At 72.2% G+C, this 16,611-nt stretch carries 11 protein-coding genes; 6 read left to right on the top strand and 5 right to left on the bottom strand.

The genetic code is table 11. The features are described from left to right. The first annotated feature begins 90 nt into the window (after window positions 1-90). Together AB0K00_RS14360 and AB0K00_RS14355 are read left to right on the top strand one after the other, a co-directional pair. Window positions 91-567: a hypothetical protein gene (locus tag AB0K00_RS14360; protein WP_363520269.1), complete on the top strand. Its 477-nt coding sequence runs from the start codon at window positions 91-93 to the stop codon at window positions 565-567. Then, window positions 564-5,132: a pentapeptide repeat-containing protein gene (locus AB0K00_RS14355; RefSeq protein ID WP_363520266.1), complete on the top strand. Its 4,569-nt coding sequence runs from the start codon at window positions 564-566 to the stop codon at window positions 5,130-5,132. Before AB0K00_RS14360 ends, AB0K00_RS14355 begins: the two co-directional genes overlap by 4 nt. A gap of 184 nt (window positions 5,133-5,316) precedes the next feature. Here AB0K00_RS14355 and AB0K00_RS14350 read toward each other — a convergent pair whose 3' ends face one another. After that, a complete protein-coding gene (locus tag AB0K00_RS14350; RefSeq protein ID WP_363520263.1) occupies window positions 5,317-6,573 on the bottom strand; it encodes an alpha/beta hydrolase in 1,257 nt (418 codons plus the stop codon). Window positions 6,574-6,684: 111 nt separating this feature from the next. Between AB0K00_RS14350 and AB0K00_RS14345 the strand changes: the two genes are divergently transcribed. Next, window positions 6,685-7,431: a DinB family protein gene (locus AB0K00_RS14345; RefSeq protein WP_363520260.1), complete on the top strand. Its 747-nt coding sequence runs from the start codon at window positions 6,685-6,687 to the stop codon at window positions 7,429-7,431. Here AB0K00_RS14345 and AB0K00_RS14340 read toward each other — a convergent pair. After that, a complete protein-coding gene (locus tag AB0K00_RS14340) occupies window positions 7,417-8,082 on the bottom strand; it encodes an NAD(P)H-binding protein (RefSeq protein WP_363520257.1) in 666 nt (221 codons plus the stop codon). The two genes, AB0K00_RS14345 and AB0K00_RS14340, sit on opposite strands and share 15 nt — an antisense overlap. Window positions 8,083-8,164: 82 nt before the next feature. Between AB0K00_RS14340 and AB0K00_RS14335 the strand changes: the two genes are divergently transcribed. Further along, window positions 8,165-8,611: a helix-turn-helix domain-containing protein gene (locus AB0K00_RS14335; RefSeq protein ID WP_363520254.1), complete on the top strand. Its 447-nt coding sequence runs from the start codon at window positions 8,165-8,167 to the stop codon at window positions 8,609-8,611. Here AB0K00_RS14335 and AB0K00_RS14330 read toward each other — a convergent pair. Further along, complete coding sequence (locus AB0K00_RS14330) at window positions 8,529-9,311, bottom strand: hypothetical protein (protein ID WP_363520251.1); 783 nt, start codon at window positions 9,309-9,311, stop codon at window positions 8,529-8,531. The two genes, AB0K00_RS14335 and AB0K00_RS14330, sit on opposite strands and share 83 nt — an antisense overlap. A 90-nt stretch (window positions 9,312-9,401) precedes the next feature. Next, window positions 9,402-10,400: a LacI family DNA-binding transcriptional regulator gene (locus tag AB0K00_RS14325; RefSeq protein ID WP_363520249.1), complete on the bottom strand. Its 999-nt coding sequence runs from the start codon at window positions 10,398-10,400 to the stop codon at window positions 9,402-9,404. 143 nt (window positions 10,401-10,543) lie between these two features. Here AB0K00_RS14325 and AB0K00_RS14320 point away from each other — a divergent pair, with 143 nt between their 5' ends. Then, window positions 10,544-12,973, top strand: coding sequence for a glycoside hydrolase family 32 protein (locus tag AB0K00_RS14320; protein ID WP_363520246.1), 2,430 nt, complete (start codon window positions 10,544-10,546; stop codon window positions 12,971-12,973). Window positions 12,974-13,033: 60 nt separating this feature from the next. Here AB0K00_RS14320 and AB0K00_RS14315 read toward each other — a convergent pair whose 3' ends face one another. Continuing rightward, on the bottom strand, window positions 13,034-15,838 hold the full coding sequence (locus AB0K00_RS14315; protein WP_363520243.1) for a LuxR family transcriptional regulator: 2,805 nt from the start codon (window positions 15,836-15,838) through the stop codon (window positions 13,034-13,036). Between the two features lie 138 nt (window positions 15,839-15,976). Here AB0K00_RS14315 and AB0K00_RS14310 point away from each other — a divergent pair, with 138 nt between their 5' ends. Next, complete coding sequence (locus tag AB0K00_RS14310) at window positions 15,977-16,600, top strand: adenylate kinase (RefSeq protein WP_363520240.1); 624 nt, start codon at window positions 15,977-15,979, stop codon at window positions 16,598-16,600. Window positions 16,601-16,611 lie beyond the last annotated feature (11 nt).

Below are 16,611 nucleotides of genomic sequence, written 5' to 3'. Positions count from 1 at the left end.
TGACCGGTGGTCACGCTGTGTTGTGTTAGAGTCGCGGAAATCTATCCGGGGTTTGATCCGGGCTATCCGGGGGGTCGTTTGATGCGATCGGTGCGGATCGTTTTGAGCTGGTGCCATCGGGACCGGCGGCTCAAGGAGCTGCTGCTGCGGGACCTGCTGCCGGCGCTCGGACTCTTCCGGGACCTGGAGGTCCAGTGGTGGGAGGACAGCCACCTGACCTGCGGTGAGGAGTTCACCCCGGGCATCGTCCAGCGCTTCGGCGAGGCCGACTTCGGGCTGTTGCTGCTGACCAGCGCGTATTTCTCCCGGCCGTTCATCCGGGAACACGAACTCCCGCGGTTCGCCGGACCCGATGCTGACAAGGGCTCGCTGCCGGTCGCGCTGGGCCCGCTGCCCCCGCTCAGCACCTACCGCGACCTCGGCGGCATCGAGCGCCAACTGATCTTCGGCCAGGAGCAGGGCAGCTATGCCGAACTGTCCGGCATCAAGCGGACGATCTTCGCGAACGCGCTGGCCGACGCGATCCGCGCCAGGGTCCTCGACCTGAACGGGTTCGAGCCGCTGTGACCGCCCTCTCCCCGGCGGAGGCCGCCGCCCGCGTGGACGCGCTGCGTTCCGGTGGCGCACTGACCGAGCTACAGGCGGCCCGGCTGAGCGTGATCGTGCGCCTCCTCGACGAGCACGGACGGTTCCTGCTGCGCCCGGCCCTGGACGAGGCGGAGTTCCCCGTCGACCAGGCGCGGGGCCAGGACGCCTTCCAGGACTTCCGGAAACGGGTCAACGAGGCGGCGGCGGCGTTCGGGGTCGACGTGCGGCTGGAGCTGGAAGCCCGCAAGAGCACGCCGGAGCGTCGCTACGGCTGGTTCGCCGGTGGGGACCTGATGGACGAGGGCATCGCGGCGTTCACGGGTCAGGCGGCCGACGACACCGGGATCGCGCACCCGATCGCACCCGAGGTCACCGAGCTGGGCGACTCCCGCCGCACCAGGGTCTACGTCAGCGTCGCCGCGGCCGACGCCGCCTCCCGATCGACGCGTCAGCTGCTCACCATGCTCGGCCAGCACCTTCGGCTCGACGGCGACCGGAAGTGGGAGATCGCGGACCCGGACTCGATCGGCCTCGGCGAGGACGTGCAGGCCACCCGCGATCGGCGCTGTGCGCAGGCCGACGTCCGCGTCGTGCTGATCAGCCCGTCCTATCTCACCGACCCGGCGGACGAGGCCGAACGGACCCGGGTCCTGGACCGGCCCGGCCGACGGGTCTTCTTCGCGCTGACCGGGTTGCCCGGCGCGACGTCCACCCTGGGCCCGCTGCGCCGCCGCGACGTGCGCCGCCGCGACCAGCCGTGGGCCGGGTTACGGGGCGACCAGCAGCGCAAGCAGTACATCGACGAACTCGTCGACGAGCTGCACCGCGAGCTCGCGGCGCCGCGGCAACCGACCTCGGCGCCCGACAGCACGGCCGAACTCGCGGAACACACCAAACGACTCACCGACCGCCGCGGCGGCAACGACAGCGCCGTGCTGGTCGACGCCGAGGTCAGCGAGACCACGTTCCGCGAGTCCCACCTCGACGCACCGGAGCGCGGCCCGGCACTGGCGGCGGTCAACCGGCTGCTGGAGTGGGCCACGGCGAAGGACGGCCCGCAACTGTGCGCGCTGCTGGGCGACGTCGGCCTGGGCAAGACCACGACGGCGAAACTGTTCGCGCGGGCCCTGCTCGACCGGCGCGCGAGCGGGGCGCCGCTGCCGTTGCTGTTCGACCTGCGCGACGTCCGCGCCACCGACCTGACCCGGGCGATCACCCTCGACACGATCCTCGACAGCATGCTGGAGGCCAGCCGCCCAGCCGCGGTGCCCCGGGAACGGCTGTCTGCTGACACCGTGCGCCGCCGGCTGGCACAGGGCGACGTCGTGGTGATCTTCGACGGGCTGGACGAGGCACTGGTGCATCTCGGGCCACACGACCAGCGGCTGTTCATCCGCCAGCTGTGGCGCGCCGTCGAGGGCACGACCAGCACCCGGATGGTGCTGACCTGCCGGACGCAGTATTTCCGCACAATCCGCGACGAGGTCAACTTCTTCACCGGCGACGACCGGCAGGGTCCACAGGGCAAGGATTACCTAGCGCTGTTGATGCTGCCGTTCGGGCCGCAGCAGATCCGGGACTATCTCGCGGGCAACCTCAACGCCTCGCCGGACAAGGTCGAGGCGTTCCTGACGCTCATCGGCAGCGTCCATGACCTGACGGACCTGGCCAGCCGCCCGATGACGCTGAAGCTGATCTCCGACCAGGTCGAGTTCATCGAGACCGCGAAGCTGCAGGGCCGGGAGGTGCGTGCGGTCGACCTCTACGGGGAGGTGGTCGAGCGGTGGCTGGCCCGGGACAGCGGCAAGCACACCTTGCTGCCCGGCCATAAGCAGCTGCTCATGGAGGCGATCGCTGCGGAGATCTGGCGCTCGGGTCGGAACTCCTGGACCGCCAACGACGTGGACGACTGGTTGGTCAACCTTCTCAACCAGCGCCCAGATCTGCGCAGTCACTACCGGGACAACGTCCCTGACCTCTGGAAGACCGACTTCCGCACCGCCACGTTCCTGAGCCGCGACGGGGACGAATTCGAGTTCGGCCACCGCTCGCTGTTCGAGTACTTCCTCGCCCGCTACCTCTTCCGAGCGTTGCGTGAGGTATCCGCGACTGGGGCCGGGCCGGTGGCCATGCCAGTGCCCAGTCCGGAGACGCTTGACTTCCTCGGGCAGTGCCTCGCGGCGGCCACGCCGGATACCTGCGCGGCAGCACTTGCAGGACTCGCGGTGATTCGGGACCAATACACGCCGACGGCATCGGAACTCGCCTTCGCGTATGCGTTGCGCGCCGCTGAGCAAGGACACCCGCACCACAGCTTGGTGCGTGTCCAACTCCCTGGCGCCGACCTTGCTGAGTGGACCATCGGCCGTCCGGAGGCGGGTGTGGATGCGCTGAGTTTGGCTGGCGCGAACTTTCGTGGAGCCAACCTCCGCCGTGTACGGATCCATCATGCTGATCTAGCTGGCGCGGACTTCACCGACGCTCGCCTCGACACTGCCGAACTGCACGACAGTCGTCTGAGCCAGGCCCGCCTCGATCGTGCGCTGATCGCTACGGCTGTCCTGCGCCACTGTGCGATCGACGATGTCGACTTCACGCGGACCATCCGCCACCGGACACAGCTTCTGTGGTGCACGCCTCCGCCCCGGCAAGCCGACGACCTCCTGATTGCTCCCTTGCCGCGCGAGGAACGGGCCCGGCTTCGGAACACCGCAACACCCTGGGTTGCATCCGGACACGTGTCCCCCGTGAACGCGGTGGCGTGGTCTCCGGACGGGACCCGACTGGCGTCCGGTAGCGGCGACTACAGTGTGCGGGTCTGGGGTGCGGTGACCGGTGCCGAGCGGCTCCAGTTGGTCGGTCATACCGACTGGGTTCGGTCGGTGGCGTGGTCTCCGGACGGGACCCGACTGGCGTCCGGCGGCGACGACGGCAGTGTGCGGGTCTGGGATGCGGTGACCGGTGCCGAGCGCCTGCAGCTGGCTGTTCACGCTGGCTCCGTGGGCGCGGTGGCGTGGTCTCCGGACGGAACCGGCCTGGCCGCCGCCGGCGACAATGGTGTGCGGGTCTGGGATGCGGTGACCGGTGCCGAGCGCCTGCAGCTGGCTGGTGCCGCCGACTCCGTGAGCGCGGTGGCGTGGTCTCCGGACGGAACCGGCCTAGCCGCCGGCGGCTACGGCGGCATTGTGCGGGTCTGGGATGCGGTGACCGGTGCCGAACGTATCCAGTTGGCTGGTCACGCCGACCGGGTTCGGTCTGTGGCGTGGTCTCGGGACGGGATCCGGCTGGCCACTGGCAGCGCCGACAAAAGTGTGCGGGTCTGGGATGTCGTGACAGGTGCCCAGTATCTCAGGTTGGCCGGTCACGTCGGCTCCGTGAGCGCAGTGGCATGGTCCCCGGACGAGACCCGCCTTGCGTCTGGCAGCGACGATCTCAGTGTGCGGGTCTGGGACTTGGTGACCGGTGCCGAATGTTTCAAGTTGACTGGTCACGCCGGCCGGGTTCGGTCGGTGGCATGGTCTCCGGACGGCACAAACCTGGCCGCCGGCGGCTACGGCGGCATTGTGCGAGTCTGGGATGTCGTGACCGGTGCTGAGTACCTTCGGTTCGCTGGCCACGCCGGCTCCGTGAGCGCGGTGGCGTGGTCTCCGGACGGGACCGGCCTGGCCGTTGGCGGCGGCGACGGCAGTGTGCGGGTCTGGGATGTCGCGACCGGTGCCGAGCGCCTGCGGTTGGCGGTTCCCGCCAGCTTTCTGAGCGCGGTGGCGTGGTCTCCGGACGGGACCGGCCTGGCGATTGGCGGCGACAGCAGTGTGCAGGTCTGGGACGTGGTGACCGGTGCCGAGCGTCTGCAATTGGCTGGCCACGCTGGCTCCGTGAGTGCGGTGGCGTGGTCTCCGGACGGGACCCGCCTGGCAACTGGCGACGCCAACGGCAATGTGCTGGTCTGGGGCGTGGCTGGCAATGTCGAGCGCCGCCAGTTCCCCGACTACGACGGCTCCGTGAGCGCGGTGGCGTGGTCTCCGGACGGGACCGGCCTGGCCGCTGGTGGCGCCGACGGCGGCGTGCTCGTCTGGGATGTGACTACCGGCGCCAAACGCCTCCAACTTGCCGGTCACGTCGGCTTCGTGAACGCCGTGGCCTGGTCTCCGGACGGGGCCAGCCTGGCCACTGGCAGCGACGATCTCAGTGTGCGGGTCTGGGACGTGGTGACCGGTGCCGAGCACCTGCGGTTGGCTGGTCACACCGGCTGGGTTAGATCGGTGGCGTGGTCTCCTGACGGCAGTCGCCTGGCAGCCGGCAGCGACGATGGCACCCTTCGGACCTGGAACTCGAGCAGCGGTCAAGCTGATGGATTCGTCGCCTACAGTTTCGCCAACAGCCAGACAGCAGTCTTCGACGCCGCCTCGGGACACCTCATCGGCGCAACCCCCGACGCATGGCGGTGGATATTCTGGAGTTTCACTGGTGACGAGTGGCCCGACGGACTGCCGGCGGAGGTATTGGGGCCGCTTCCGCCACTCCCGACTCCTCGCTCGCGCTAGCCGAGCAGTCGCCGAGGCGGCCCACAGCGCGAACGGCACCGTGTCCTGCGACGTGACTCCGGAGCCGTTGGTCGGCTCGTAGGCGCCTCGGTGACGGTCTGGCCGGCCATGAAGGACTGGGCGCCCAGTCCGTCGCCGACCGTCTGGCTGTGCGAGCTGTTGTAGCGCAGGTTCAACGGGCCGGTCAGAGGTTCACGGTGCTGCGGTGGTTGGTTGATGGCCAGGCGGGGATCGGCAGGACGGTGAGGGTGCCGGTGCCGCGTTCGACGGCGGTGACCACGGTGTGGCCGTGGGACGGGATGTAGACGTCCATGCCGGTGATGAAGGTCTGGGCGTAGAACTCCGGCAGCGGCGCTGACAGGTCGGTGACGCCGTCGCTGTGCTTGTCGAAGGCGAAGATGCCGATGACCCGCTTCACCCGCGGGCTGTTCGCCTCGTTGAGGACGTCCTGGCCGTTGATTCGCAGGCGGTCGCTGCCGGCCCACCATTCCTTGTTGCGGTTGACCACGATTGCGGCGTGCCGGTCGCTGGTCTCGACCAGGGCGCCGAGGCCTTCGCCGGGGGTGCTGGTGAGCAGGCGGATCAGCAGGTCGGTGCGCTGGAACGGGGTGAAGTAGAAGTGGTGGGTCGCCGCGCCGGGGCGTACCACCGCGAGCTCGTACCGGGTGTCGCCGTCGGCCCCGATCGGGCCGAAGGCGCCGTCGCCGGACAGGGGAGCGGTCGCGACGAGCCGGGTGCGGGTGCCGAGGCCGTTCAGCGCGTACACCTGCAGGGTGCCGGACGGTACACCCGCGTTGACGGGGAACAGCACGGCCCGGCCGGACAGCGTGATCCGTCGCTGCGGCTGCACGCGGGTGGTCCGTGGGGCCTTGCCGGTGAGGAAGCGGTGCACGTGGGTGAAGCTCTCCACGGACGTGACAGTCTGGGTGTGGGACTGGTCGGCCAAGGACACGTTGGTGGCGCCGGCGATGGTACGGGCCGGGTCGCCCTCGCCCCAGATCGCGAGGGTCGGCACGCCGCCGGGCAGGGCGGTGGCGGTGCGCCCGTCGAGGTTGACGTAGTGCGCGACGCGGGCGGCGCGGGCCGGGCTGCTGTTCAGGTAGCCCTGCACGACGAACGTGCCGAGCGAGTGTGCGACCAGGTCGACCTGGTCGGTGCCGGCGTCGCGCAGCAGCCGGTCGATGCGGGCGTCGAGGCCGGACCAGACCTGGTCGAGCGTGTTGAGCGTGAAGGTGGAGTCGTATTCGTGCGCCTCGACCAGCGCCGCCGGATAGCCGTTGCTGGCGAAGCGTTTGGCCTGCGTCTGGTACTGCTGGGCGGAGCCGGCCGAGCCGTGCACGAAGACGATCGGGCGGTGCTGCCGGGCGGGGTGGGCGGCGGCGGGGTCCGGTGTCGCCAGCAGCGCGGCGACGAGCAGGAGCCCGAGGGTGAGGCGAATCATGCTGAGCGTCCCCTTGAAATAGGCGGGCATGATTGTGCACTGCCAGTGCATTATCTACTCCGGTGGCCCGCATGTCGAGACGCGCCCGCGATCCGGCGATAGGGTCGCGGCATGGCCGAACGGTTCGAGGACAAGGACATGTCGGGTGCGCGGTTCCGCGCGGTCCGCCTCGCCGGTGCCCGGTTCCAGGACGTGGACCTCAGGGGCGTGGTGATGCGGGGCGTCGAGCTGGTCGACGCCGACATTGACGGCGAGATCAGCAATCTGACGATCAACGGGGTCGACGTCGGCCCGCTGGTGGAGGCCGAGCTCAACCGGCGGTATCCCGATCGGGTCAAGATGCGCCCGACGGACCCGGCCGGCTTCCGCGAGGCGTGGGACGTCGTGGAGCGGCTCTGGGAAGGCACCGTGCAGCGGGCCCGGCGCCTGGATCCCGCGCTGCTGCACGAGTCCGTCGACGGCGAGTGGTCGTTCATCGAGACGCTGCGGCACCTGGTGTTCGTCACCGACTCGTGGATCCGCCGCGCCGTGCTCGGCGACCCGGCCCCGTGGCACCCGCTGGCGCTGCCGTGGGACACGATGCCGGACATCCCCGGCGTGCCCCGCGACCGCGAGGCCCGGCCGGCGCTGGACGTGGTGCTCGAGCTGCGCCGCGAGCGGATGGCCACGGTCCGCACGCTCGTCGACGGGCTCACCGACGACTGGCTCGTCGCGGACACCGAGCCGGCGGAGAGCCCGGGATGGCCGCCGTCGCGCAGCTTCCCGGTGCGCGAGTGCCTGACGATCGTGCTCAACGAGGAGTGGTCGCACCGCCTGTATGCCGAGCGGGACCTGGCCGTGCTGTCAGTGGAAGACTGAGACGCGGGTGCGGTGGTGCGTGGGGGTCTCGATCTCGTCGAGCACGGCGACCGCGAGGTCCGCATAGGACAGTCCGGTCGCCGGCGCGGCGTCGCCTCCGGTCCGGTAGCGCCCGAGCCGCGGACCCGCCGGGTCGAGCCCAGCCGGCGGGGTGAGCATGAGCCAGTCGACGTCGCTCGGGCCGGCGGCCCGGAGCCGGTCCAGCCCGGCGGTGTGCGACAGCGCGAAGGGCCGCAGCTGCGCCGGGAACGCCGCGGGGTCCTCCAGCACCGGGCGGCCGTCGACGCCCAGCAGGTTCGCGAACAGCCCGATGAGCACGAGCCGGCGCACCCCGGCCTTCGGCAGGCCGTCGAGGAGCGCCTCGACCCCGTCGACGAAGAACCGCTCGTCGAGCGCGGACCGGGCGAGTGCCTCCGGACTGGAGAACGGGGTGACCGCGCTGACCACGGCCGCGTGGCCGCGCGGGATCGTGGCCGTGGCGGCGGGATCCCGGACGTCGCCCTGGACGACGTCGACGCCGGCGGTGGCGAGGTCGGCGTGCCGGCCCGGATCCCGCACGACGGCGGTGACCTGATGCCCGCGATGCAGGGCCTCGGCGGTGACCGCCCGACCGGCCCTGCCGCCCGCCCCGAAGATGGCGATACCGCCCATGTTCCCGCTCCTCCGCCCGGCCGTGACACTGACTGCGGGGGACGGTACCCATGCCGGCACCGGTTACTGCAAAGGTACTGGGATGGACCTCGACCCCGAGATGTTCGACCCGGTGTGCCCGTCGGGCGCGCTGCCGTTCCAGATCGGCGACAAGTGGACGGCGATGGTCGTGCTGTGCCTGGAGCACGGCCCGCGGCGGTTCACCGAGCTGCGGGTCCCGCTGCGCGCCGTCACGCCGAAGGTCCTCACCCAGACCCTGCGCGCCATGGAGCGCGACGGCCTGGTGGTGCGCACCGCGTACCCGGAGCACCCGCCGCGCGTCGAGTACGAACTGACGGAGCTGGGCCGGAGCCTGCTGACGCTCATCGCGGCGGTGCGGGCCTGGAGCGGCGAGCACCTGCCGAGGCTGCTCGCCGCCAGGCAGGCCCACGACGCCGCCGCGGGGGTCAGTCCTGCGGCTGGTCCGGCGCCGGCGCCGGCGCCGGTGTCGGTGCCGACAGTGGCGCCAGCGTCGACGGTTCGGCGGTGATGGTGGCCGCGGCCGGGAGGTGGGCCGACGGGTCCGGGCAGATGTAGTAGGGCATCGGCCCGAGGGCGGGGTGCGGCGGCCAGGCCTGCGGGGGCTTCGGGGAGAAGTAGCGGTGCGCGGGCGGCAGGGCCAGCAGCAGCACGACCGTCAGGGTGATGGCCAGCACGCTGAGCGCGGCGAGCAGCACGCCGACGAAGTAGATCCCGGAGACCGTTTCGGTCCTGGAGTACAGGGTGTCGATGAACTCCGAGTCGCCCTCCCAGGACACGCCGTCGTCCACGATCACGTCGTCACCGCTGTCCATGGCGGTGAACGCGAGCGGCGCCAGCAGGAACCCGCCGCAGACCTGCGCCACGGCCAGCAGGACCTGCCCGCCCCCGGCGACGAAGACGAAGATCCGCGCGATGTTGCTGCCGCGCCGCACCGGCCACGCCGTCACGGCGAGCCAGAGGCACAGCACCACCGTCGGCACGCCGACGAACAGCGCCAGCATGATGTTGCTCGCGCGCTCGTCGCGCACCTCTCCTGGGTCGACGCCACCCACCAGCGCGGCGACCCGCGAGACCTCGGCGTTGTAGTGCACGGCCTGCGCGATGGTCGCCCCGACGACGCCCAGCAGCAGGGTGACGGCGGCGAGCTGGAGCCAGAACGCCACGTTCACCTGTGCGGGGCGCGGCGGACGTACCACATCCTCGGTCATGGCACGCCACGCTACGGCCCGCCACCCGGCGCCACATCCGCCCGTTCGGGCAGAAACGGATCGGCGGTGGAGGCGCCGGTGACGTTCGGGTCATCGGCGCGGTGCGGGGATCTCCCCAGAGCCCCGGGCGATGTACCGGGTGGGCAGCGTGACGGCCGACGGCGGTGCGTCCGTTCCGTCGAGGCGGGACAGCAGGATCAGCGCTGCCCGCCGGCCCATCTCGGCCGGGTCCTGGGCGATGACGGACACCGGCGGGTCGAGCATGTCGGCGAGGGGGAAGTCGTCGAAGCCGACGTGGGCGACGGTGCGGTGCAGCCCGAGGTCGACGAGGGCGCGCCGGGCGCCGACGGTCAGCCAGTTCTGCGCGGTGACGAGCGCGGTCGGCGCGGGCGTGGCGGCGAACATCCCCGTCACCGCCAGCCGGGCGGCCTCCGCGGTGTGCACGTCGCGGCACACCCAGGCGGGCCGGGTCCGGCACCGCAGCTGCGCCATCGCGCCGGCGAAGCCCTCGTGCCGTTCGCGGGCCGTCCACAGTGAACTGTGGTCGGCGACGAACCCGATCCGGCGGTGTCCGAGCGCGTGCAGCGCCCGCACCGCGCCGGCGACCCCGCCGCGGTTGTCGGCGGTCACGGTGTCCACGCCGGGCACCGGTGAGGCGCGGTCGACGCAGACGATCGGGGTGCCGTCGCGGTGCGCTGACTCCAGCTCGTCGTCGGGGGCGCCGGTCGGCACCACGATGAGGCCGTCGACCCGCCGGGTGCGCAGCACGCCGAGCAGCTCGCGCTCCCGCTCGGGCTCCTCGTCGCTGCTGCCGGCCAGGACGAGCAGGCCCCGCTGGACGCCGACGTCCTCGACGGCCCGGTGCAGGGCGGAGGAGAACGGGTTGGCGACGTCCTGCAGGACCAGGCCGATGGTGTTGGTGCGCCGGTCGGCGCGGCGCAGGCTGGTGGCGGCGGTGTCCTTGCGGTAGCCGAGCTGCCGCGCGGCGGCCAGGACCCGGCCGGTGAGGTGCGGGTCGACCGGCACGCCGTTGAGCACCCGGGAGACGGTGGCCAGGCCGACCCCTGCGAGGGCCGCGACATCCTTCATCGTGGCACGCACATGGACATTCATATATGGACATCTTCCATCGTCAAGCGCACACTGTCGAACACGCGTCAGGAAACGTTTCCACAACGTACCGGCACCGCCAGCCGGAGACCAGGCACCTTCCCGCCGAAGGGACCGCAACCATGCGCACCGTTCGCCTCCGAATCCTGTCCGTGCTCGCGCTCGTCGCGGGCATGCTGCTCGCCGCCGCGCCCGCCGGCGCCAGCGCGTCCAGCGACTACCCGGAGTTCCCGTACCCGGCCGCCACCGGCTACGACGAGCCCTACCGCGGCCAGTTCCACTTCAGCTCGCGCAGCGGCTGGATGAACGACGTCAACGCGCCGCTGTACTACAACGGCCTCTACCACCTGTTCTACCAGCACAACCCGCACGGCCTGGCCTGGGACACCATGCACTGGGGCCACGCCACCAGCCCGGACCTGGTGCACTGGACGCAGAAGCCGATCGCGCTGGAGCCCGGGGTGCACCCCGGCGACCTGTTCTCCGGCGCCGGGGTCGTCGACGCGGGCAACACCTCCGGCCTGCGGACCGCGACGGACGCCCCGATCGTCGTGTTCACCGGCACCAACGGCGTCTCGATCGCCTACAGCACCGACGGCGCCCGCACCTTCCAGAGCTACGACCGCGGCCGCAAGGTCGTCACCCCGGCCGGCACCAGCCGCGACCCGAAGGTCCTGTGGGACGCCGCCCGCGGCCGGTGGGTCATGGTCGTCTGGTCCGACGGCGGCGGGAACGGCGTCAACGTCTACACGTCGACGAACCTGCTCGACTGGACCTACCGCAGCCGGTACGCCGCCGGCTGGCTCTTCGAGTGCCCCGACTTCTTCCCGCTGCCGGTGGACGGCAACACCGGCAACGTCCGGTGGGTGATGACCGATGCGTCCGGCGAATACGTCACCGGTACCTTCGACGGCGCCACGTTCGCACCCGACTGGTCCGCTCCGCAGCGCATGGACCAGGGCCGCAACGCCTTCGACGGCTCGTTCTACGCGGGCCTGACGTTCAACAACCTGCCCGACGGCCGGACCGTGCAGATGGCCTGGCAGCCAGGCAACCACGGCAGCACCTGGACCGGCAACGCGTCGTTCCCCGCCCAGCTGCGGCTCATCACCACGCCTGCCGGCCTGCGGATCACCCGTAACCCGGTCGCGGAGCTCGCCAGCCTGCGCGCCGACACCACCACCTGGTCCAACCGCACCATCACCGCCGACCCGGCCACGGACCCGTTCGCCGGGATCACCGCCGACACATACGAGATCATCGCCGAGTTCGACACCAGCACCGCCACCGCGGCACAGTTCGGCTTCCAGCTGCACCGCCGCGCCGACGGCAGCTACGACCGGGCGGTGACCTACGACCGGGCCGCGCAGACGCTGTACGGCGCGCCGCTGCCACCGCTCAACGGCCGGGTGAAGCTGCGGCTGCTGGTCGACCGCGGGCAGCTGGAGATCTTCGGCAACGACGGGCGGCTGTCCTGGACCGACAACGTCAACTTCAACTCCGCGCCGGCCAGCCAGGGCATCCGGCTGTTCGCCACCGGCGGCTCGGTGCGGCTGGTCTCCGCGGAAATGCACCGGCTGCGCTCCGCGTGGGGCCAGGGCGAGGCGACCCTGGAGACGAACCTCGCCGGGCCCTGGCGTGCCGTGGGCGGGTCGTGGGGCGACGCCGCGACCGGCAAGCGGGGCACCGCCGGCGGCGACGCCTTCTACCTGAGCGCCACGACCGCCGCCGACTTCACCTACGAGGGAGACGTCACGATCGCCACCGGTACCGCCGCGGCGCTCACCTTCCGGTCCAACGCCGACGCCACCCAGCATTACACCGCGAACATCGACGCGTCCGGCGTGGTGAAGCTGTGGCGGCCCGGCCGGGTCATCGCCACCGCCGCCGCCACGGTCACGCCCGGCCGGACCTACCATCTGAAGGTCGTGGCCGCCGGGGCGGGCATCAAGGTGTTCCTCGACCACGGCACCGCGCCGGTCATCGACGCCACCGACACCGCGTACAGCAGCGGGCTCCTCGGCGCCAACGTCTTCAACGGCACCGGCACCGTGCAGAACCTGACCCTCAACGGCCCCGGGTTCGCCACCAACCTCGCCGGCCCGTGGCAGCCCGTCAACGGCACCTGGACGACGGCGGCGGCGCGCCCCGGCGTGCACGGCACCGCCGCCGGCGACGCCTTCTACCTCAGCCGGACCGTCGCCGCCGACTTCACCTACGAGGGCGACGTCACCATCGTCAACGGCACCGCGGCCGCGCTCACGTTCCGCGCCAACGCCGACGCCACCCAGCACTACACCGCGAACATCGACGCGTCGGGCGTGGTGAAGCTGTGGCGGCCCGGCCGCGACATCGCCACCTTCGCCACGGCGGTCGTGCCGGGCCGCAGCTACCACCTGAAGGTCGTCGCCAGCGGCGCCAGCATCAAGGTGTACCTGAACCGCGGCGCCGCGCCGGTCATCGACGCCACCGACACCGCGTACAGCAGCGGATTCCTCGGCGCCAACGTCTTCGACGGCACGGGGGTGGTGCAGAACCTCACCCGCGGCTGAGGGCGGCGTGCGTCAGCCCTCGGGCGGATGCGCCTCCACGACGCTGGCGAGGGCGGCGCGTCAGTCCTCGGGTGGATGCGCCTCCAGGGCGCTGGCGAGGGCGGCGCGTGAGGTGATGCCGAGCTTCGGGAAGAGCCGGTGCAGGTGGGCGCCGACAGTGCGGTGCGACAGGAACAGCCGCTCGCCGATCTGCTTGTTGGTCAGGCCGGTCGCCGCGAGCGTGGCGATCTGCCGCTCCTGCGGGGTCAGCGTCCCGGTCTGGCCGTTGCGGGCCGTCGCCACGCCGGCGGCCCGCAGCTCGTTGCGGGCCCGCTCCACCCAGGGGCGGGCCCCGAGCCGCTCCAGGCACTCCAGCGCCCGCCGCAGCTGCAGCCGGGCCGTGGCGGTGTCACGGTTACGGCGCAGCCATTCGCCGTAGGCCAGCCGGATCCGTGCCTTCTCGAACGGCCACTGGTCGGACTCGGGCACGGCCAGCGCGGCGGCGTACAGGCGGTCCGCCTCGGCGTCGGGCGCGGCGAGCGCAGCGGCGCCGGCGGTGAGCAGCGCGGTGCGGGAGGACACGTCGGCGAGCCCGGCGCGGCGCGCGGCGTCGATGTGGGCCCGCGCCTCGTCGAGGTGTCCGATGTGGACGGCGGCCTCCACGAGGTCGAGCACCATCCACCGGCCCGGGATGCCGACGCTCGGGTCGCCGGGCGGGTCGATCCGGCCCACCTGCAGGTAGGCGTCCTCGTAGTCCCTGCGGCCCAAGGCTGCGACGCCGCGCGCCTGCCGCGCCAGGGCCTGGGCCAGGCCGACGCCGCGCGGCGTCGCCCAGCGGGTGACCTCGTCCGTCAGCGTCCGGGTGCGTCCGACGTCGCCGCGGGCCGCCCCGATCAGCGCCAGCCGGCACCGGATCTGCCCTTCGAGGAGGTGGTAGCCGTCCGCCTGGGCGATGTCGAGCGCCTCCGTCGCCAGGCGTTCCGCCTCGTCCCACTGCCCGTGCGCGATCGAGTCGACGCTGAGCATGAGCAGCCCGACGATGACGACGGTCACGATGCCGCCGTCGCGCTCGCGGTCGATGACCCGCTCGCACAGGTGCCGGTATCCGGCCAGCGCGTCGAGCTCGACGGCCGCATACGCCAGGGGGATGAACTGCCACGGCGCGGGATCGTTGGACAGGTCCTCGAAGGCGATCGCCAGCCGCTGCCGGATGGGGTGCGCGGTGCTGACCGGGTCGGCGTAGGCGTCGTAGCACAGCCGCAGCGCCGACACCGACTGCGGGTCGAACCGGTCCAGCGCCGTGCGCAGCAGCTCCCACGGCTCCGGTCGTGCACTGTAGACACACACGAACAGCAGGGCGTAGAGGACACCGTAGCCGTCCCAGCCCTTGACGACGCCACCCGGGGGACTGTCGAGGTCGTCGAGCGCCTTGACGAGCAGGTGCTGGGCCGTTTCGACGTCGCCGTCGCCGCTGGTCAGTAAGTGCGCGGTGGCGGCGAAGACGAGCCCGGTCGCCGTGTCGGGGGTCTGCCCGGCGTCGTTCAGCAGCTGCGGCACCCGGTTGAGCTGTCCGGTCACGTTGGCGAGGAAGGCGGCCTCGACGAGCCGCCGCGACCGCTGCGCCGGCCGGTCGCTGAGCTCACTGGCGCGCACGAGCGCGCTGACCGCCCCGGCCGCCCCGCCGTGCCGCCGCCCCGCACCGCCGTCCCAGGCGGCCTTGGCCACGGCGTCCAGCGCGCGGGCGACCGTCTCGTCCGGTCCGGTCGCGGCTTCGGCGAGATGACGGGCGCGGCGTTCCGGCGCGGTGCCCCCGCCGCCGGCCGGTGCGGCGGCGAGCGCCGCCGCGAGGGCCTCGTGCGCGTGCCGCTGCTCGTTGGCGGACGCCAGCTGGACGATCGCGGCGCGGATCAGCGGGTGGCGGAAGACCAGCCGGTCGCCGGCCTCGTCCACGGTGACGAGACCGGCGCGCCGCGCGGGCGTCAGGTCCCGCAGGTCCGCGTGCGGCCGGGCGGCGGCCCGCATCGTGGGCAGGTCCGCCTCGGCGTCCAGCGCGGCCAGCAGGAGCACCGCCCGGGCCGGCTCGGGCAACGCCGCCAGCCCGGCCGCGAACGTCGCCTCCAGGCGGCCGTTCAGCGGCAGGAACGCCGGCAGCGCGACCTGCCCCGACCGCTGCTGGTCCGTCAGCGACCCGGGCAGTTCGACGAGCGCCAGGGGGTTGCCGGCGGCGTCGGCGAGCAGGCGGCGGCGCACGACACCCGGCAGGCCGGGTTGGCAGGTGTCCAGCAACGCGGCCGCGGCCTGCGCGGGCAGCGGGCCGACGGTGCGCTCCGGCAGCCGCATCTCGTCGAAGATGCCCGGCGTGCCGTTGCGCAGGGCGGCGAGGAACCGCGCGGGGGTGCTGCCGACGCGGCGGGCGAGGAACCCGAGGACCGTCGCGCTGGCCCGGTCGATCCACTGGACGTCGTCGACCACCAGCAGCAGGGGCCGTCCCGAGCCGAGCTCACCCATCAGCGCCAGCACCGCGGTGGACAGCACGAGCGGGTCGGGGTCAGGGGCAGCGACCCGGCCGAAGACGTGCCCCAGGGCATCGCGCTGGTCGTCGGGGAGCCTCCCGGCGACGTCCCGGGCGGCGTACAACATCTGATGCAGCGCGGAGAACCGGATCCCGGTCTCGAACGGCGCGCCGGCCGCCCGCAGCACCCGCGCACCGGCGGCGGTCGCGCGCTCGGCGGCGGCGTCGAGCAGGGCGGTCTTGCCGGCGCCCGGATCGCCGCGCAGCAGCAGGCTCGGCCCCGGAGGGTCGGTGCCGGCGAGCAACGCGTCGATGGTGCGCAGTTCGGATGCCCGGCCGAGCAGGTCGTCGCCGGGCGGCGCTGGAACCTTCACCGTGGAGACCCCCCGGTGCGAGGGTTGCGATGTGTGGCGTGTCCCACGGTAGCCCGGGATGCAGTCATCTGACCCATGCCGGGCACCGGGCCCCGTCGCAGCATTCACTGGTAGCCATCCACCGGACAAGGAGAGACCATGCGGGTACTGATGATCGCGCCACCCGGAGCCGGAAAAGGGACGCAGGGCGCCCGGATCGCCGCCCACTTCGGGGTGCCGCACCTCGCTACCGGCGACCTGCTGCGGCGCCACGTCGCCCGAGGCACGAGCCTGGGCCGCACCGTGCAGGACTACCTGGACCGTGGCAGCCTGGTGCCGGATCGCGTGATGCAGGACCTGGTCAGACGGGCACTCGCCGACGCGACCGCCGCCGGCGGCGGCTATGTCCTCGACGGCTATCCGCGCACCCCCGCGCAGGCGTGGGCCGCATACCAGATCGCCACGTCGCTGGGGGCGACGGCCGAGGTCGCGCTGCACCTGCGCGTCGACGACGACGAGGTGGTCCGCCGGCTGCTGTCGCGGGCCGGGATCGAGCACCGCTCCGACGACACCGAGCCCGTCATCCGGCGGCGGCTGGCGCTGTACCACGAGGTCACCGAGCCGATATTGGACTGGTACGACCGCCGCGGCATCCTGCTGTCCGTCGACGGGATGCCCAGCCCGGACCAGGTCACCGCGGACGTCATCGCGGCGCTGGGGACCAGGCGGGGACAGTGTGTCAGCCGCCCCGGCCCGGTCCCAGAGCTGCTGGCCGCCGCCTGATCGCCACGGCG

Source organism: Dactylosporangium sp. NPDC049525 (assembly GCF_040676755.1).
Taxonomy (GTDB): domain Bacteria; phylum Actinomycetota; class Actinomycetes; order Mycobacteriales; family Micromonosporaceae; genus Dactylosporangium.
This window is presented reverse-complemented; position numbering and strand designations above follow the sequence as displayed.